The organism is Roseovarius sp. TE539, from assembly GCF_003298505.1.
GTDB lineage: Bacteria > Pseudomonadota > Alphaproteobacteria > Rhodobacterales > Rhodobacteraceae > Roseovarius.
In genome coordinates this window covers 24040-41270 of the sequence record NZ_QNGB01000024.1, presented here as the reverse complement: position 1 = coordinate 41270, position 17231 = coordinate 24040, and the positions used below count along the sequence as shown (strand labels likewise).

17 protein-coding genes and 1 riboswitch are annotated in these 17231 nt (G+C 62.9%); of the genes, 13 read left to right on the top strand and 4 right to left on the bottom strand.

The annotated features are described in order from the left end of the window. Positions 1-198: 198 nt before the first annotated feature. Both DQW77_RS13965 and irrA read right to left on the bottom strand, forming a co-directional pair. Positions 199-1188 carry an NADPH:quinone reductase gene (locus tag DQW77_RS13965; RefSeq protein WP_113258847.1) on the bottom strand — a complete coding sequence of 330 codons (990 nt, stop codon included), beginning with the start codon at positions 1186-1188 and terminating at the stop codon, positions 199-201. Between the two features lie 41 nt (positions 1189-1229). After that, the gene (irrA, locus tag DQW77_RS13960; RefSeq protein ID WP_113258846.1) at positions 1230-1646 is read right to left on the bottom strand and encodes an iron response transcriptional regulator IrrA; all 417 of its coding nucleotides are present in this window, start codon (positions 1644-1646) and stop codon (positions 1230-1232) included. Positions 1647-1819: 173 nt separating this feature from the next. On the opposite strand from irrA, the gene fabA reads away from it, so the two are divergent. From fabA to DQW77_RS13940, 4 genes are all read left to right on the top strand, one after another. Next, positions 1820-2329: a bifunctional 3-hydroxydecanoyl-ACP dehydratase/trans-2-decenoyl-ACP isomerase gene (fabA, locus tag DQW77_RS13955; protein ID WP_113258845.1), complete on the top strand. Its 510-nt coding sequence runs from the start codon at positions 1820-1822 to the stop codon at positions 2327-2329. Positions 2330-2354: 25 nt separating this feature from the next. Then, positions 2355-3584 carry a beta-ketoacyl-ACP synthase I gene (gene fabB, locus DQW77_RS13950; RefSeq protein ID WP_113258844.1) on the top strand — a complete coding sequence of 410 codons (1230 nt, stop codon included), beginning with the start codon at positions 2355-2357 and terminating at the stop codon, positions 3582-3584. Between the two features lie 6 nt (positions 3585-3590). Then, positions 3591-4382 (top strand): enoyl-ACP reductase, encoded by a 792-nt coding sequence (locus DQW77_RS13945; protein WP_113258843.1) that lies wholly within the window; start codon positions 3591-3593, stop codon positions 4380-4382. Between the two features lie 155 nt (positions 4383-4537). Continuing rightward, positions 4538-5878, top strand: coding sequence for a glycine cleavage T C-terminal barrel domain-containing protein (locus tag DQW77_RS13940; RefSeq protein WP_113258842.1), 1341 nt, complete (start codon positions 4538-4540; stop codon positions 5876-5878). A gap of 118 nt (positions 5879-5996) precedes the next feature. Here the strand turns inward: DQW77_RS13940 and DQW77_RS13935 are convergent, their stop codons facing one another. Next, the gene (locus tag DQW77_RS13935) at positions 5997-6863 is read right to left on the bottom strand and encodes a hypothetical protein (protein WP_113258841.1); all 867 of its coding nucleotides are present in this window, start codon (positions 6861-6863) and stop codon (positions 5997-5999) included. Between the two features lie 106 nt (positions 6864-6969). Between DQW77_RS13935 and miaB the strand changes: the two genes are divergently transcribed. From miaB to DQW77_RS13890, 9 genes are all read left to right on the top strand, one after another. Next, positions 6970-8298 carry a tRNA (N6-isopentenyl adenosine(37)-C2)-methylthiotransferase MiaB gene (gene miaB, locus DQW77_RS13930; protein WP_113258840.1) on the top strand — a complete coding sequence of 443 codons (1329 nt, stop codon included), beginning with the start codon at positions 6970-6972 and terminating at the stop codon, positions 8296-8298. Between the two features lie 252 nt (positions 8299-8550). After that, complete coding sequence (locus DQW77_RS13925; RefSeq protein WP_258523866.1) at positions 8551-9072, top strand: OmpA family protein; 522 nt, start codon at positions 8551-8553, stop codon at positions 9070-9072. 15 nt (positions 9073-9087) lie between these two features. Next, positions 9088-9387 (top strand): hypothetical protein, encoded by a 300-nt coding sequence (locus DQW77_RS13920; RefSeq protein ID WP_113258838.1) that lies wholly within the window; start codon positions 9088-9090, stop codon positions 9385-9387. 204 nt (positions 9388-9591) lie between these two features. Then, positions 9592-10554, top strand: a complete 963-nt coding sequence (locus DQW77_RS13915; protein WP_113258856.1) for a PhoH family protein — start codon at positions 9592-9594, stop codon at positions 10552-10554. 38 nt (positions 10555-10592) lie between these two features. Then, positions 10593-11096, top strand: a complete 504-nt coding sequence (ybeY, locus tag DQW77_RS13910; RefSeq protein ID WP_113258837.1) for an rRNA maturation RNase YbeY — start codon at positions 10593-10595, stop codon at positions 11094-11096. Between the two features lie 23 nt (positions 11097-11119). Further along, positions 11120-12010 carry a hemolysin family protein gene (locus DQW77_RS13905; RefSeq protein WP_113258836.1) on the top strand — a complete coding sequence of 297 codons (891 nt, stop codon included), beginning with the start codon at positions 11120-11122 and terminating at the stop codon, positions 12008-12010. Next, positions 12003-13511, top strand: a complete 1509-nt coding sequence (gene lnt / locus DQW77_RS13900; RefSeq protein ID WP_113258835.1) for an apolipoprotein N-acyltransferase — start codon at positions 12003-12005, stop codon at positions 13509-13511. Before DQW77_RS13905 ends, lnt begins: the two co-directional genes overlap by 8 nt. 31 nt (positions 13512-13542) lie before the next feature. Then, positions 13543-13591: riboswitch (SAM-SAH riboswitch) on the top strand. Between the two features lie 4 nt (positions 13592-13595). Next, complete coding sequence (metK, locus tag DQW77_RS13895; protein ID WP_113258834.1) at positions 13596-14762, top strand: methionine adenosyltransferase; 1167 nt, start codon at positions 13596-13598, stop codon at positions 14760-14762. Positions 14763-14824: 62 nt separating this feature from the next. Further along, a complete protein-coding gene (locus DQW77_RS13890; protein WP_113258833.1) occupies positions 14825-15538 on the top strand; it encodes a tRNA (guanosine(46)-N(7))-methyltransferase TrmB in 714 nt (237 codons plus the stop codon). 311 nt (positions 15539-15849) lie between these two features. Here the strand turns inward: DQW77_RS13890 and argE are convergent, their stop codons facing one another. Next, positions 15850-17031: an acetylornithine deacetylase gene (argE, locus tag DQW77_RS13885; protein WP_113258855.1), complete on the bottom strand. Its 1182-nt coding sequence runs from the start codon at positions 17029-17031 to the stop codon at positions 15850-15852. Positions 17032-17231: the final 200 nt, after the last annotated feature.

Genomic DNA, 17231 nt, shown 5'->3' with positions numbered 1-17231 from the left:
CATGCCAATCCGCGACAATTCCTGTCGCAAGCGATCATCCCGAAAGGCGGGGGGTGACGACGCCTCCGCTCATGTCATCGGTTTGCGCCCGTTTCCCGCGGCGCCTCCGGCGGGAGTATTTGGGGAAAGATGAAGAGTTTCGACCGTCTTCATCTTTCCTGAAATACTCATTTGAACAGGTCGGGAGAAGGCCCGGCTTCAGACGATTTCGAGCAGGACCGCGCCGGCACGTCCCGACGCCAGCACGGCATCCTGTGCGGCGGCACAGTTCACGAGCGGGAAACGTGCGTGGATTTCAGGCCGCAGCTCCCCGGCCGAGAGCGCGCTGTGCAATCGCTCGATGGCGGCGCGGCGCGGGGTGCCGGGCAGAATGTAGACGAGCGGCATCTCAAGCGTGATGGACTTGAAAAGAAAGGCCCCGAACGGCAGTCGCGGTGACATGTCCCGGCCCGAGCCATAGGCGATGACGCGGCCCAGCGGCGCCATGACCTCGGCCAGTAGCGCGGCGTTCTGCCCGAATTCGACCTCGATGGCCCGGTCGATGCCGCCCGCCGGTGCCGCGTCGCGGATCCGGGCGGCGAGATCGGGATCGTCATAGGCAAGAACGTGGTCGGCCCCTGCCGCCGCCACCCGGTCCGCAGCGGACTCTGCGCAGGTGGCGATCACCGTCGCGCCGCCCCATCGCGCCAGTTGCACAGCGTCGTGGCCCACCGCGCCCGCGCCTCCACTGACCAGCACGGTTTGCCCGCTCACCTCGCCGTCGCCGAAGACCGCATGCGCCGCCGTCAGGCCGGGGATCCCGAGGGTGGCCCCGACTTCCGCGGGAATGTCCTCGGGGAGGGGCACCGCCTGCGCTGCCGGCAGGGCGATGTATTCGGCCGCGGTTCCGAAGGGGCGTTGCCATTGACCGTTCCAGATCCAGACCTTTTCGCCGATGCGTGCGCTGTCGATGCCCTTGCCGACCGCTTCGATCTCGCCTGCGCCGTCCGAATGCGGCACGATCCTGTCGAACGCGGGCCTGGTAACGCCGGGGCGCGCCCCGGCCCGCGCCTTGGCGTCGGAGGGGTTGACCCCGGAATGACTGAGCCGGACCAGAACCTCGCCCGGACCGGGGAGGGGTTTGGCGATCTCCACGAGGTCAAGGACCTCGGCGGCCGGTCCGAAACGTGAATAGCTGATGGCACGCATGCGGCTCTCCGTGGGGTGTCGGGGGAGGGTGGACGGGGTGGTCAGGTCCGGCGCAGCCGGATCACCACATCGACCGAGGTTATGGCAGCTCCGTCCGGGGCATCGGGCAGACGCGCGATCTCCAGCTCTTCGGCGGGCGCGTCGCTGAGCCGGTTCTCGTCTTCCCAGAAGAAATGAGGATGGTCATGGGTGTTGGTGTCGAAATAGCTCTTTGATCCGTCGACCATGATTTCCTGAATCAGCCCGGCGTCACAGAAGGCGCGAAGCGTGTTGTAGACAGTGGCCAGGGACACGCTTTCCCCCAGCCTCCGGACTTCGGAAAACAGGCTTTCGGCAGTCACATGCCGGTGCTGCCCGTCACCCACCAGCAGCGCGGCCAGCGCCACGCGCTGACGGGTGGGCCGCACGCCTCCGCGCTCGAGCCACTCGTTTCCGGTTTTCGTCGCCTGCGGTGTCATGCCGGCCTTCTTTGCATTTCAACCCTATATAGGGGCGCGGGGCGGCGGATTTCAAACAAATTTCATCGCCTTCGCGGCAGTTGCCACTGTCTCCCACAGGCTTGCAAGCGCCGCTGGCAGGGTGATAGAGGGTTCGGGCACAGTTTAGTCTTATCGCGAAAGGGCCGCCTCACATGGCCGAGTATCCGAGCAGCTTCGACAAGGAAGACCTGCTGAAATGTGCCCGTGGCGAGCTTTTCGGCCCCGGCAACGCGCAGCTGCCCGAACCGCCGATGCTGATGATGGACCGCATTACCGAGGTCAGTGCCGATGGTGGCTCGCATGGCAAGGGGCATGTGGTGGCCGAGTTCGACATTCACCCTGACCTGTGGTTCTTCAAGTGCCATTTCCCCGGCAACCCGATCATGCCGGGCTGTCTCGGGCTCGATGGTCTCTGGCAGTTGACCGGCTTCAACCTTGGCTGGCGCGGCTGGCAGGGGCGCGGCTATGCTCTGGGCGTCGGCGAAGTGAAGCTGACGGGCATGGTGCGCCCCGATCGCGGGATGCTCACGTATCATGTCGATTTCACAAAGGCGGTGCAGACCCGCCGCCTGACAATGGGCGTGGCCGACGGCATCGTGAAGGCCGACGGCGACGTCATCTACGAGGTCAGGGACATGAAGGTCGCCCTTTCCGAAAGCTGAGGCCCCGTTGCATAGGAGTGCTCGAATGCGCCGCGTCGTCGTCACAGGACTTGGTATCGTCTCGTCCATCGGAAACAATGCCGCCGAGGTTCTGGCGTCCCTGCGGGACGGCCGTTCGGGGATAACCGCCAACCCGGTCATGGCGGAACACGGCTTCCGCAGTCAGATCGCGGGAGCCGTGGATATAGACGTGGCCGAGCATGTGGACAAGCGCACCCTGCGTTTCATGGGACCGGGTGCGGCCTATGCCCATATAGCGATGAGCCAGGCAATCGCGGATGCGGGACTGGAGGAGGATGACATCGTCAATCCCCGAACCGGTCTTGTCGCCGGGTCGGGCGGGCCGTCCACCTCGGCCATGCTGTCGGCGCATCAGACCGTCCTCGAAAAGGGCAGCCCCAAGCGGATCGGCCCTTTTGCGGTTCCGAAATGCATGTCTTCGACCATATCAGCCAACTTATCCACAGCATTTGCCATCAAGGGTATCAATTACTCGATCACCTCGGCCTGTTCCACTTCGTTGCACTGTATCGGCAACGCGGCCGAGCAGATCATGATGGGCAAGCAGGACGTGATGTTTGCCGGCGGCGGCGAGGAGCTGGACTGGACCCTTTCGTGCCTCTTTGACGCCATGGGTGCGATGTCTTCGCGGTTCAACGACGCGCCCCAGAAGGCCAGCCGCGCCTTTGACGCCGACCGGGACGGGTTCGTGATTTCCGGCGGTGGCGGCATGCTGGTTCTGGAAGAACTCGAGCATGCCCTGGCGCGCGGGGCACGCATCCATGCCGAGATCACCGGCTACGCCGCCACCTCCGACGGGCACGACATGGTCGCTCCCTCGGGCGAGGGCGGCGAGCGGGCTATGCGCCTGGCCCTCGAAACCCTGCCCGCGGGACGCAAGGTCAGCTACATCAATGCGCATGGCACCTCGACCCCGGTGGGCGACGTGGGCGAGGTGGAGGCGGTGCGCCGCGTCTTCGGCGAGGGCGCCACCCCGCCGATCAGTTCCACCAAGTCCATGACCGGGCACAGCCAGGGTGCCACCGGCGCGCAGGAGGCGATTTATTGCCTGCTGGCCCTGCGCGAGGATTTCATCATTCCGTCGATCAACGTGGAAACGCTCGATCCGGCGCTCGACCCGTCCGAGATCGCGACAAGCCGCGTCGACAAAGCCGGGCTCGACACGGTGATGACCAATTCCTTCGGCTTCGGCGGCACCAACGGCTCCATGCTTATGAGCAGATATGAGGGATGACATGACATGAGGAATTCGATGGAGGGCAAGCGTGGCCTTGTCATGGGCGTGGCCAACGACCGCTCGATCGCGTGGGGCATCGCACGGGCGATGCACGGCGCCGGGGCCGAGCTTGCCTTCACCTACCAGGGCGAGGCTTTCGGTAAACGTGTGGCGCCGCTGGCCGCGGAGGTGGGATCGGACTTCCTGGTCGACGTGGATGTGACGGATGACGCGTCTCTTGATGCCGCCTTCGCCGCGTTGGCCGAGCGCTGGCCGAGCATCGACTTTCTTGTTCACGCCATTGCCTATTCCGACAAGTCCGAGTTGACGGGGCGGTTTCTCAACACAAGCCGGGACAATTTCCGCGCGTCGCTGGAAATTTCGGCTTATTCCTTCATCGAAGTGGCGCGCCGCGCCTACCCGCTCATGAAGGACGGTGGCGGCACTCTGTTGACGCTGACCTATCAGGGCTCCAACCGCGTGGTCCCGAATTACAACGTGATGGGCGTGGCCAAGGCCGCGCTTGAATCGACCACCCGCTACCTCGCCAACGATCTGGGGCCGGACGGAATCAGGGTGAACGCCATCTCGCCCGGCCCGATGAAGACACTGGCCGGCGCCGCCATCGGGGGCGCGCGCCGCACCTTCAAGCATACCGACGAGAATGCCCCGCTCCGGGCCAATGCCACGCTCGATGCCGTGGGCGGAACCGCCGTCTACCTTGCTTCGGATGCCGGCGCCTTCACCACCGGCGAGATCGTCCGCGTGGATGGCGGGTTTCATGTCCTCGGAATGCCACAGGCGGAAAACCTGTGAATAATCCCATCACAATATCAATATAATATCGTGCATATATCATGTAAAACATGAGGTGACCCGCGGCAAATTTGCGCGCCCTCGCGTGAATGCGTGAATGGTCGTGACCGTCGCGGGGGTTGAAAGCCGCCGGTCGCAATGCCCATTTTCTAGGCATGGAACAGGTCACCAAACTCAGCCAGCAACAAAAACGCGAGCACCCCAATGTGCCCGGCGTGGATCAATCCGACCGTACGGTGCCCGTCAACCTGCGGCAATCCGGCCCCACGCCCGTCGAGATGCTGATCTCGACACGGGTGCGCAAATCCCCCTTCTGGCATCTGTCGGTCGAGGCGGGGATGTGGCGCGCGACCGTCTACAACCGCATGTATCACCCGCGTGGCTACATCCGGCCAGAGGATGGCGGCGCGATGGCCGAATACCGGGCGTTGCGCAACGGGGTGACGTTATGGAACGTTGCCGTGGAACGGCAGATCAGGGTGAAGGGTCCGGACGCCGAAGCGTTCGTGAACACGATCATCACCCGCGATGCCACCCGGATCGAGCCGATGCACGGCAAGTACTGCATCTTGTGCAACCAGGCAGGGGGTATCCTGAACGATCCCGTGCTCTTGCGCCCGGCCGCGGATGAATTCTGGTTCTCGCTGTCCGACAGCGACCTGATGCTGTGGATGCAGGGGGTGAACACGCCGCGCCGCTGGGATGTCGATATCCGCGAGATCGACGTGGCGCCGGTTCAGGTTCAGGGGCCGCTTTCAGAGGATATGATGGCGGACGTTGTCGGCGATTCGGTGCGCGGGATTCCCTATTACGGCCTCATGGAGGCCGAGATCGAGGGGTGTCCGGTTCTGATCAGCCAGACCGGCTTTTCCGGTGAGAAGGGCTACGAGGTCTATGTTCGCAATGCCTCCGAAACCGCGGAACAGGTCTGGTACGCGCTGCGGGGCGTCGGCGCCCGCTATGGCCTGCGTGTCATCGCGCCAGCACATCACCGTCGTATCGCCGCGGGCATCCTGTCCTGGGGTCAGGACATGGACGCCGAGACGTCGCCCTTTCAGGTCAACCTGTCCTATCAGGTGCCGCGCTCGAAAGCCGCGGATTACATCGGCCGTGAGGCCCTCGAGGCACAACGCGCGCGAATCGAAGCAGGTGAATACCCCTTTGCGCTGAAACTCGTCGGGCTGAAAATGGGCGGCAAGCCGATCACGGATTACGCACCGGATTTCTGGCTGATCACCGATTCGGAAGGGACACGCTGCGGCTACGTGACCTCGCCCTGGTGGTCGCCGGAACTTGAAACCAATATCGCCCTCGGGTTCGTGCCCTGGACGCAGAGCGGGATCGGCACCCGCCTCGGTGTGGAACTGCCCGAGACGTATGCCGAAACCAGCGGCGCGCCCGTGAATGCGATTGTCTCCGAGGTTCCGTTCGTGCCGTCAGAACATCCCAGTGCCCGCGAACAGGCCCGCGACCGCGGCCGCGACAGCGCCGAGTGAGACGCGCCGCGGCCGCGGTGCGTTCACCACGGACACGACGTCGCGAAAGTCGCCTGAAGACCGTTCAACAACCCCCTGCAAGGTCTTCAGAATGTTGATGTAAACCGGGCCTGCCGGATCAGAACCACTGTCCGGGCTCCATCAGCCCCAGATCCAGAAACTGCCGCGAATGCCACTCGAAGCGCACCGAATTGTGCCACCTGAAACTGTCGATCTCGTAGCGTGATCCGGGGTTGCGCCTGAGCGCCTTGGCGGTGCGGAACGACGCGATCGCGGCAGTCAGGTTGTTGTGCCAGGGGCAGGCGTAGGTGTTGTATTCCTCATCGTTGAAGAGATGACGGAAATCCACCTTCAGTCCTTGTTTTGCCTTGAAAATCGCGATCCTGTCGATCTTTCGTCGGGCCTCGGGAATATGCTCTTCGTAGCGCCATCTGAGCCCGCCGTGGAAATCCAGCTGCCGATCCATGGGATGATCGTGCGCGCCGCCCGTCCGCGCCAGCGCATAGTACCCCGAGCGATCCAGATGCGCGTCCTCCAGCGCCACGGCATCGGGATGACGGTTCAGATCCCCCGCATAGAGATCAACCACGTAGGCCAGCATGGCGTCCCGGCGCTCTTCGGTATGAAAGGCCAGCATCTCCCCGACTGTCCGAGTTTCGCAAAACGGGTAAAAAAGATACTCCGTGTTGAAGCAGTAAAACATCCACAGTCCCGGCGCGGCGGCGATGATCTTGTTCACAGTGTCTTGAAATTGCTGGGTTTCCGGCAAGGTGTGGCCGATCCTTTCGACCCGCGGGGCCACGTCTTCGGCCAGACTGAATGCATCCGGCATGAGGGCCAGAACGGATTTGAACCCGCAGTCGAGATGGTGCCGCAATGTCGAATCGACCTCTGTTTCGTCCTCGACGAAGATCATCGCGATCGGCCCTTTCGCCAGTGCCGAACTGCCCCTTGCCAGAAAATCGTCCAGATCCGAATACTGCATTCGCGCCCTCTTTTTACGGGCAGGGTCCGTCAATTCGCGGTCCATTGCAAGTCGCCCCCGGAATGATGTAATCAGGCCCCTCGTGACCGCGACGGGAGCCCCGGGAATGGCGCAGCAAAAGAAGCTCTACATAAAGACTTACGGCTGTCAGATGAACGTCTACGACAGTGAGCGAATGGCCGAGGCCATGGGTGGATCCGGCTATGTGCAGACCGACACACCCGAGGATGCGGACATGATCCTGCTCAACACTTGTCACATCCGTGAAAAGGCGGCTGAAAAGGTCTACTCGGAACTTGGCCGCCTGCGCCCGCTCAAGGAGGAGAACCCGGAACTGAAAATCGGCGTGGCCGGCTGTGTGGCGCAGGCCGAGGGCGAGGAAATCATGCGTCGTCAGCCACTTGTGGACCTTGTCGTGGGTCCGCAAAGCTATCACCGGTTGCCGGGCATGGAATCGCGCGCGCGTAACGGGAGCAAGGTTCTTGATACCGATTTTCCCGCCGATGACAAGTTCGACGCTCTCAAGCAACGCCCGCGGGCGCAACGCGGCCCGACGGCCTTTCTCACGGTGCAGGAGGGGTGTGACAAGTTCTGTGCCTTCTGCGTCGTCCCCTATACGCGCGGCGCCGAGGTCAGCCGCCCCGCAGGCCGTATCCTCGAAGAGGCGCGCGACCTGGTGTCGCGCGGCGTGCGCGAAATCACACTGCTGGGCCAGAACGTGAACGCCTATCACGGAGAGGGGCCGGACGGGTCGGACTGGTCACTGGCGCGTTTGATCCGGGCGCTTGACGGAATCGACGGTCTGGCGCGCATCCGCTTCACCACCTCGCATCCGAATGACATGACCGACGATCTGATCGCGGCACACGCAGAGTGCGAGAAACTGATGCCATATCTGCACTTGCCGGTGCAGTCGGGCAGTGATCGCATCCTCAAGAGGATGAACCGCAGTCACACGGCCGAAAGTTACCTGCGGCTCATTGACCGCATTCGCGCGGCCCGTCCGGACATTCTGATGTCGGGTGATTTCATTGTCGGCTTTCCCGAGGAAACCGAGGAGGATTTCCGCGCCACGCTGGATCTCGTCGAGGCGGTAGAATACGGTTACGCGTTTTCCTTCAAGTACTCCACTCGCCCCGGAACGCCGGCCGCGGAACGTCCGCAGGTTCCCGAGGACATCAAGTCCGAGCGGCTGCAGCGCCTTCAGGCGCTGATCTCGCGTCAACAGAATGAGGTGCAGCGCGCGATGGTCGGCAAGCGGGTGAACGTTCTTTTCGAAAAGCCGGGCCGCGAAGCGGGGCAGATGGTTGGCAAGTCCGAGTATCTGCATGCCGTCCATGTTGGCGGGGCGCAGCTGGAGCGGGGAACCATCGCACCTGTGCGTATCGTGGACGCGCTGCCGAATTCGTTGGCCGGTGAACTGCTGCCTGCCTGACTGCATCCGCCTGTTGGGCGCCGGGTTTTCCACAGCGCGACGTTGCATTGTTTCCTCATACCAAACAATCACATGTGAATAATGCTTCACATATCAGGTAAAGCTGTTACGCTCGACCGTGGTTTATAGCCGCGGCACCGGCGCTACTGCGTGTCAGTGCCGCCTGGGGGAACAGAAAAAAGGAACAGGATTGTGACGGGGGGACTCTCAAAATTCGCTCGTGCGCTTCCCGGTCGGATGGCTGCCGCCGTAATGGGACTTGCACTCGCCATTTCCGCAGCAGGGGCCGCGGCCGCACAGCAGACAACCGTTATCGGAGAACGCTATGCACCCACGATCTGGGTTGATCCCGACGGGTGTGAACATTGGGTTATGGATGATGGCTGGGAAGGCTACATGTCTCCCCATGTGAATCGTCAGGGCATTCCGGTCTGTCGTCGTGGCAATGTTTGCGGTGTCATGAACACCGATCAGCTTTTCCGGACCGACAGCGCCCATATCAGCAGCGCCGGACGCGCCCGGCTGGTGAATTTCTTCCATCAAGCCAACGCCGTCTCGTATATCATCACGGGGCACACGGACAGCCGGGCATCGGACCAGTACAACATGGGACTGTCGCTGCGGCGGGCCAATGCCGTGGCGCGTGTCGCGGCCGGGGCCGGGGCCCGCATCGCCGACGTCCGCGGTTACGGCGAACGGATGCCCAAGGCATCCAACAACACAGCTGCAGGCATGGCGCAGAACCGCCGTGTCGAGATTATCTGCATTCGCTAAAGGGGGCGTCGGCAAATGAAATTCCTCAAACCCGCACTCGTTCTCTGCGCGGCCTCGCTGGTTGCCGGATGCGTGGACAACAAACGCAACAAGACCGTCGACAGAGGGATCGATTCCAAACATCTCAGCCAGCTGCAGGCCGGGATCTGGATCGACCCGAACGGCTGTGATCACTGGATCATCGACGATGGTGCCGAGGGATATCTGTCCCAGCGGCTGGACAAGTATGGCAAGCCCGTATGTTCGGGAACGGCCCCGCCCAACACGGCGACGGGCGCCTTCAAGTCCGGTTCGACGGTTTCCGACCCGATCTGATCTTTCCGTCTCTGTCCGAAGTGAGACGCCGAGGGCGATGACCGTCCTCGGGCAGGGCCATCGGTGTTTCATGTCACAAGCGTGATATTTGTCGTGATTTGCTTGCACAGGCCAGCGCATCTTGGCACGGTCTACTCGTAACAGCGCGCCCGGGAGAGCCGATTGTCCATTCCTGCCTTGCCGTCCTCGACCGATCAGGCCGACATGCATGAGGAGATCGTGGAGTTTCTGGACAACCGATTGCTGATCGACCTTTGCGGTGAATACGACAAGAACCTGGCCGAGATCGAACAAAGCATCGGCATCCACATCCTGAGGCGTGGCAATCAACTGGCAGTGGTCGGGGAGCCTGGCCAGACCGCCGAGGCGGTGAATGTCCTCAACACCCTTTACGAACGTCTCGAGGCCGGCAAGCCTGTCGAAAGCGGTGATGTGGACCGCGAGCTTCGCATGGGCGACGAGCCGCAAGAGGGAACCCGCGACGGTGATCAGCTTGAGATGTTCCGGGGCGGCCCGATCGAGATCAAGACCAGGAAAAAACTGATCGAGCCGCGGACGGATGCGCAGAGGGCTTACGTCCGGTCGCTCTTCGCACATTCACTTGCATTCGGGATCGGACCCGCCGGAACTGGCAAGACCTATCTTGCCGTGGCGGTCGGGGTGTCCATGTTCATCGAGGGGCATGTTGACAGGATCATACTGTCGCGCCCGGCGGTCGAGGCCGGCGAGAAGCTGGGCTATCTGCCCGGCGACATGAAGGACAAGGTCGATCCCTACATGCAGCCGCTTTATGATGCGCTCAACGACTTTCTCCCCGGCAAGCAGCTCGCCAAGCTGGTCGAGGAAAAGAAGATTGAAATCGCCCCCCTGGCGTTCATGCGCGGCAGGACGTTGAACAATGCCTTTGTCGTGCTGGACGAGGCGCAGAATGCAACCTCGATGCAGATGAAGATGTTCCTGACCCGGCTGGGCGAAGGCAGCCGCATGGTGGTCACGGGGGACCGCAGCCAGGTCGACCTGCCGCGCGGTGTGCCCTCAGGGTTGCACGAGGCCGAACGGCTGCTGAATTCCATTCCCGACATCAGCTTCAATTACTTCAGTGCCCGTGACGTCGTGCGCCATCCGCTTGTGGCCGCGATCATCGAGGCCTATGACGCCGACAGCTGAAGTTCGGAGAACGGGCTGATTCGGGGCGCGGAACGCGGATGCTCACTGAAACCTTGATCGAAGATGAAAGATGGCGCGAGTTGCGCCTCGACTCTCTTGCAGAGGCGGCGGGGCAGGCGACCTTTGAACATCTCGGACTGGATCCTGATGCCTTCGTCATCAGTGTCCTGGGATGTGACGATGCGCGGATTGCGTCGCTCAACGCGATGTTCCGCGACAGGCCCAAGGCCACCGACGTGTTGTCGTGGCCAAGTGCGGAACGCGGCGCGCCTGTGGCCGGGGCGGCGCCCGAAGCCCCGGAAACCGGGATGGACGGCGAGCTTGGTGATGTTGCGATCGCATTCGACACATGCCTGGCGGATGCGGACGCCATTGGCCGCCCACCGGCAGACCACATCACACATCTGCTGGTTCACGCGGTGCTTCACCTTCTGGGATTCGACCACCTGCGTGACGAAGATGCCACTTTGATGGAAGCGATGGAGGTGGCGATACTTGGCAAAATGGGCATTGATACCCCATATTGCGACGACAGGGGCTGAGGCCCCGGCACTGGAAAGAGAAGATGGGCGACAGTTTGGACGAGTCCTCTAACGCGGCGCAACGCGCGCAGCCCGAGAGGCAAGACGAAGACGACGAACCGGAAAGTTTTTTCCGGCGTATCATCGGGGTTCTCAGCCCCACCGAAACAGACGACCCGGAAGCCGAGCCCCCGTCGGATGGGACCGGAACGGAATTGCCCGGTATGGTCAACCTTCGCCGCATGGTGGTTGAGGATGTTTCCGTGCCGAAGGCCGATATCGTGTCGGTTCCCCTGAACATCACCAAGGACGAGTTGGTGCGGGTATTCCGCGACAGCGGGATGACCCGCCTGCCGGTTTATCAGGGCACGCTGGACTCGCCGGTGGGGCTTGCACATCTCAAGGATTTCGCTCTCAAGCATGGATTCAACGGGTCCGGGGGGCGCTTTTCCCTCAAGGAGATGCTTCGCCCGCTGCTCTATGTGCCGCCCTCGATGCCCATCGGCGTTCTGCTTCAGAAAATGCAGAGTGATCGCCGCCACATGGCCCTTGTCATCGATGAATATGGCGGGGTCGATGGCCTGGTGACCATCGAGGACGTGATCGAGCAGGTGGTGGGTGAAATCGAAGACGAACACGATGTCGACGAGGGCCGGTTCTGGACCCTGGAGGCGCCGGGGTGCTTCCTGGCCAAGGCCAAGACTCCGCTTGAGGACTTCGAGGCAGAGATCGGCACATCCCTGACGGATTCCGAAGACGTCGACGAAGAAGAGATCGACACCCTTGGCGGTCTTGTCTTCATGTTGCTGGGCCGCGTGCCCGTGCGTGGCGAGGTCGTGGAACATCCAAGTGGGGTGATGATCGAGGTGGTCGAGGCAGATCCACGACGGATCAAGCGTCTCAGGGTGCGCCTTCCGGGCAATCAGGATGACTGAAACCGGGCCGCGCCGGTGCGGGATCGACCGCGCCGGGGGATGGCGCATCGGTGCAGCGGCGGCAAGTCTTGGTGCTGTCTCGGCGCTTGGACAGGCGCCTGTGGATCTCTGGCCTCTGACGCTGATCGCTCTTGGCGGCCTGTTTGCATTGTTCCGCAAGGCGGCCCGGATGAAATCGGCGGCCCTGATCGGCTTCGCCGCGGGAACCGGTTATTTCCTGCTCGCGCTCAGCTGGATCGTCGAACCCTTCCTGGTGGATGTTGCGCGGCACGGTTGGATGGCGCCTTTCGCCCTTGCCTTCATGGCCGCGGGGCTGGGGCTGTTCTGGTCCGCCGGTTTTGCCGTCGCGCGTCTGGCCGGTGGCGGGGTCGTGGCATGGGTCGCCGCGCTGACGCTTGCCGAAGCCGCGCGGGCCGTCCTGTTCACCGGGTTTCCCTGGGCGCAGGTGGGGCATATCTGGATCGATACTCCTGTCCTTGCCTGGTCTGCGATCATCGGGCCGCTCGGACTCAGCGCGGTGGCACTCGCCGCCGGCGCCGGTCTGTTTCTGGCGTTACGGGCCCGGCTGAAAGGGATGCTGGTGGTGGCGGTGGTCGCAGCCCTCTATCTTGCCGCCCCCTTGCTGGACCGCGCCGTGCCGGTTTCCGAAGACGCGCCGCTGGTCCGTCTGGTTCAGCCCAATGCCCCACAGGATCGAAAATGGGATCCTGACTGGATGGGCGTTTTCTTCAACCGGCAGATCGCGTTCACGGCAGACGGTGCGGACCGTCCGGATCTGATCGTCTGGCCGGAAACGTCTGTTCCGGTGCCGCTGCATCGAGCTGGTACGGCACTCGGGCAGGTTTCCGAGGCTGCGGGTGATGTGCCGGTGGTTCTGGGCGTTCAGCGCAGGGAGGGCGCGCGCCTCTACAATTCCATGGTTCTTCTCGGGCCCGGCGGCGACGTCAGGGCGCAGTATGACAAGCATCATCTCGTCCCCTTCGGAGAGTACCTGCCGTTCGGAAGGCACCTGCGGCGCTTCGGTCTGCGCGGGCTTGCCGCGGAGGATGGCAACGGCTTTTCGGCCGGCCCCGGTCCACGTGTCATCGACGTTGGCGGCATCGGGTCGGCGCTTCCACTGATCTGTTACGAGGGCGTCTTTGCCCGCAATGTGGCCATGGCGCCCCGGCGTCCGGATTTCCTGCTTCTGATAACCAATGACGCTTGGTTCGGAGACATATCCGGCCCTCATCAGCATCTGGCCCAGGCCCGTTTGCGCAGCGCCGAGCGCGGATTGCCGATGATCCGGGTGGCCAACACCGGAATTTCCGCGGTGATCGACGCGCAGGGGCGGATTACCGGTGCCATCGAATTGGGTGAATCGGGCTGGACCGACCTGCCCCTGCCACCGCCGTCATCGCCGACGATCTATTCGCGCACGGGGGATTGGCCATTGATCCTGCTGCTGCTTGCGGGGCTTGGCGCCACGGGGGCAGGACGCCGCGGCACAAATATCAATTGACGCGCTCGCGGCGCAGGCTTAGTCAGTCGCGACCCCGTCACAACGGCTTCCTGGCGTGGCGGTTGAAAATCAATGGAGCGTCCCATGTCACGAAAGAACTACACACTCACCTCCGAGTCCGTCTCGGAAGGTCATCCCGACAAGGTTTGCGACAGGATTTCGGATGCGATCCTCGACGCTTTCCTTCAGGAAGAGCCCGATGCACGGGTCGCCTGCGAGACCTTCGCCACCAGCGGCATGGTGGTCATCGGCGGAGAGGTCGGGCTTTCGGATCAGGAACGGCTCAAGAACTACATGGGTCGTATTGGCCAGATCGCCCGCGACTGCATAAAGGACATCGGCTACGAGCAGGAAAAATTCCACTGGAACACCTGCCATGTCCTGAATTTCCTGCATGAACAATCCGCCCATATCGCGCAGGGCGTGGACAAGGACGGCGCCGGTGATCAGGGCATCATGTTCGGCTACGCCACCAATGAGACCGATGCGCTCATGCCGGCGCCCATCCAGTTTTCGCATGCCATTTTGCGGCGCCTGGCCGAGGTGCGCAAGGATGGCACCGAACCCGCCCTCCGGCCCGACGCCAAGAGCCAGGTATCCCTGCGTTACGAGGACGGCAAGCCCGTGGAGGTGACCTCGATCGTCCTGTCCACCCAGCACGAGAGCGAGGACCAGACCAGCGATGACATCCGCGCCATCGTCGAACCCTATATTCGCGAGATCCTGCCCTCCGGCCTCATCACCGACGCCACGGAATGGTGGGTCAACCCGACCGGCACCTTCGTCATCGGGGGGCCGGACGGGGATGCGGGACTGACCGGGCGCAAGATCATCGTCGACACCTATGGCGGTGCAGCGCCTCACGGAGGCGGGGCGTTTTCCGGCAAGGATCCAACCAAGGTGGACCGCTCGGCCGCCTATGCGGCGCGCTATCTGGCCAAGAACGTGGTTGCGGCCGGGATCGCCGAGAAATGCACGCTTCAACTGAGCTATGCCATCGGGGTGGCCAAACCGCTGTCGATCTTTGCCGATACTCACGGCACCAGCGAGGTGCCGCCGGAAGCCATCGAGAAGGCGGTCGCGAAATGCATGGATCTCAGCCCGCGGGGTATACGCGAGCACTTGCAGCTCAACCGTCCGATTTACCAGCGTACCGCCGCCTACGGCCATTTCGGCCGTAAGCCCGAAGCGGATGGCGGCTTCAGCTGGGAGCGCACGGATCTGGCTGACACGCTGGCAAAGGAGATCTGAGCCGCGAAGAGCGCCTCCTTCGCGGGCGAGGTGAAACCGGATCGGCTTGAAAGACGCCTGTCATGAGTAGCGACAAGCATCCCTCCGGCGCACCGTGGCGCAATTTCTACGGCCGGATCAAGGGCAAGGGGCTGCGCAGGGCGCAGGAGGCCTACCTGGACGAGGATCTGGAGCGTCTGTCGCCCGGGCCGGTAAGCTGGGCGGAGAACCCCGAACGCCGCCCGCTCGCGCTGGAGCCATTGTTCGGCGACCGCCCGGTATGGCTGGAAATCGGCTTTGGCGGCGGGGAGCACATGGTCCATCAGGCCGCCCGCAACCCGGATATCGGCATTGTCGGATGCGAGCCATACATTAATGGTGTGGCGATGCTTCTGGGCAAGATCCGGCAGGCGGGTGTCGCCAACCTGTCCGTGCATCCGGGGGATGTGCGCGATCTGTTCGATGTCCTGCCGGCCCGGAGCATCGCGCGCGCTTTCCTGCTCTATCCCGATCCGTGGCCCAAGAAACGCCATCACCGGCGCCGCTTCGTCACGCCGGAATATCTTGAACCGTTATCGCGGGTCATGGCGCCGGGGTCCGTCCTGCGCGTGGCCACGGATATACCCGACTACGTGCGGCAGACATTGCAGCAGGTTCCCCGCCACGGGTTCGAATGGCTGGCCGAGCGCCCCTCTGACTGGCGGGAGCCTTGGGACGACTGGATATCGACACGTTACGAGAACAAGGCGCTGCGCGAAGGCCGCGTGCCGTATTACCTGACATTCCGCAAAAACTGAGCGTGGTGCGGTTGCACGGCCCCCCGGCTGCGGGCGGGCAGGGGCGGCGGCGGGAAAGTTCACTGCCGCGATGCGCCCGGAACTCGTCGCGTGGGTTGCTGGGTGGAAAACCTCGTCGGGAACCGGCGAACCCGGATACGCGCCAAGCGCCTGCCCCCCAGCCACGTCAAGGATCAAGCGCCGGTCTTGCGGGGTTGTCGCGCGGAGCTTGCGATTTTCGCCGGTCCGGTTTGACGTCGGTCCGCAATGGGCGGGATCGTGGCGCTTGGGCGCGCAGGTTTGAAATCTGCTCACGCGTCCCGCGCCTGCCGTCATGCGGCCAGTTTGCGGCCCAGCCGGCCAAGCATGTCGAGGCATTGCTGCAACTGGTCGATCGACACGTATTCATCCGGCTTGTGGGCCTGTTCAATGGAGCCCGGTCCGCAGACCACCGCCGACATGCCAAAGCTCTGGAAAATGCCGGCTTCGGTGCCGAAGGGAACCACGTCGGCGGAGTTGGAGCCGGTAAGTTCCATGACGATATTGCGTGCTTCGTTGCTGTCGGCGGGTTCAAGCCCCTCGACCTCGCCGATCACCTCGGTGGCAATTTCGGCGTCGGGGCATATTGCGCGCATCGCCGGAAGCAGTTCTTCTTCGCAGAAGCTGTGCAAGTCGTGCTTTACAAACTCGGCATCCGAGGCCTGTACAGGACGCATTTCCCACTCGACCTGAGCATGGCTGGCGATCACGTTGTGCGCCACGCCGCCGATCAGGCTGCCGGTGTTGATCGTGCTCCAGGGGGGGGCGAAACGGCTGCTTTCCGGGCTGCGCTTGCGCAGTTCCTCCTTGAGGGACAGAAGGCGCGTGACGTAACGCACCGCATATTCCACGGCATTCACCCCCCGATCGGGACTCGAGCCATGGCCGGCAAGGCCGCTGAAGCGCGTGGTATATTCGTAACAGCCCTTGTGGCCCTCGATGATGCGCATGCTGGTCGGTTCGCCAATGATCGCAACCCCGGGCGTGATGCCCTTTTCCCTGAGGCTTTCGACAAGGGCGCGTGCGCCGAAACAGCCGACTTCCTCGTCGTAGGTGAACGCGAAATGCACGGGCCTGTCGCGAACGATCTGGTTGAAATAGGGCGCCATCGACACGGCTGCGGCAATGAATCCCTTCATGTCGCAAGTGCCGCGCCCGTAGAGACGCCCGTCGTGTTCGATCATTTCGAAGGGCGGGCTGCTCCAGTCCTGTTCGGCAACCGGCACCACGTCGGAATGACCCGAAAGAACGATGCCACCGTCCTTTTGCGGCCCGATCGTCGCAAAAAGGTTTGCCTTGTGGCCGATGTCGTCATGATAGATGTCGACTTGGGCGCCGGACTGCTCAAGCAGATGGGCAAGATAGGCAATCATGTCCAGATTGCTCAACTCCGACACGGTGGGAAAGGCGATCAGATCGCCCAGCAATGCAACCGTATCCGACAACTGCGTCGTCACGTCCGGCTCCTCCAGCATATCCAGCAACCCGGCGACAGTGTTGATCTGCCGCGCCGCCGTCAACCCCTTGTGACAGGGGATTTGCCGGTCAAGCGGGGTGGCGGCCGGGCCGCAACGGCACGTGTTGCAGAATTGACTCTGATGTGGCGACGGTGGCGGGTTGTGGCGGCACTCGAAGGTGGGCCGGATGCACTTTGGCCCACAATATACTGTAATTT

Coding starts and splice junctions, on each gene's coding strand:
- DQW77_RS13945 (WP_113258843.1), top strand. CDS start 3,591: ATGAGGAATTCGATGGAGGGCAAGCGTGGCCTTGTCATGGGCGTGGCC.
- argE (WP_113258855.1), bottom strand. CDS start 17,031: ATGCTGGAGGAGCCGGACGTGACGACGCAGTTGTCGGATACGGTTGCA.
- lnt (WP_113258835.1), top strand. CDS start 12,003: ATGACTGAAACCGGGCCGCGCCGGTGCGGGATCGACCGCGCCGGGGGA.
- miaB (WP_113258840.1), top strand. CDS start 6,970: ATGGCGCAGCAAAAGAAGCTCTACATAAAGACTTACGGCTGTCAGATG.
- DQW77_RS13925 (WP_258523866.1), top strand. CDS start 8,551: ATGGGACTTGCACTCGCCATTTCCGCAGCAGGGGCCGCGGCCGCACAG.
- DQW77_RS13920 (WP_113258838.1), top strand. CDS start 9,088: ATGAAATTCCTCAAACCCGCACTCGTTCTCTGCGCGGCCTCGCTGGTT.
- fabB (WP_113258844.1), top strand. CDS start 2,355: ATGCGCCGCGTCGTCGTCACAGGACTTGGTATCGTCTCGTCCATCGGA.
- irrA (WP_113258846.1), bottom strand. CDS start 1,646: ATGACACCGCAGGCGACGAAAACCGGAAACGAGTGGCTCGAGCGCGGA.
- DQW77_RS13965 (WP_113258847.1), bottom strand. CDS start 1,188: ATGCGTGCCATCAGCTATTCACGTTTCGGACCGGCCGCCGAGGTCCTT.
- DQW77_RS13890 (WP_113258833.1), top strand. CDS start 14,825: ATGAGTAGCGACAAGCATCCCTCCGGCGCACCGTGGCGCAATTTCTAC.
- DQW77_RS13905 (WP_113258836.1), top strand. CDS start 11,120: ATGGGCGACAGTTTGGACGAGTCCTCTAACGCGGCGCAACGCGCGCAG.
- metK (WP_113258834.1), top strand. CDS start 13,596: ATGTCACGAAAGAACTACACACTCACCTCCGAGTCCGTCTCGGAAGGT.
- DQW77_RS13940 (WP_113258842.1), top strand. CDS start 4,538: ATGGAACAGGTCACCAAACTCAGCCAGCAACAAAAACGCGAGCACCCC.
- DQW77_RS13935 (WP_113258841.1), bottom strand. CDS start 6,863: ATGCAGTATTCGGATCTGGACGATTTTCTGGCAAGGGGCAGTTCGGCA.
- ybeY (WP_113258837.1), top strand. CDS start 10,593: ATGCTCACTGAAACCTTGATCGAAGATGAAAGATGGCGCGAGTTGCGC.
- fabA (WP_113258845.1), top strand. CDS start 1,820: ATGGCCGAGTATCCGAGCAGCTTCGACAAGGAAGACCTGCTGAAATGT.
- DQW77_RS13915 (WP_113258856.1), top strand. CDS start 9,592: ATGCATGAGGAGATCGTGGAGTTTCTGGACAACCGATTGCTGATCGAC.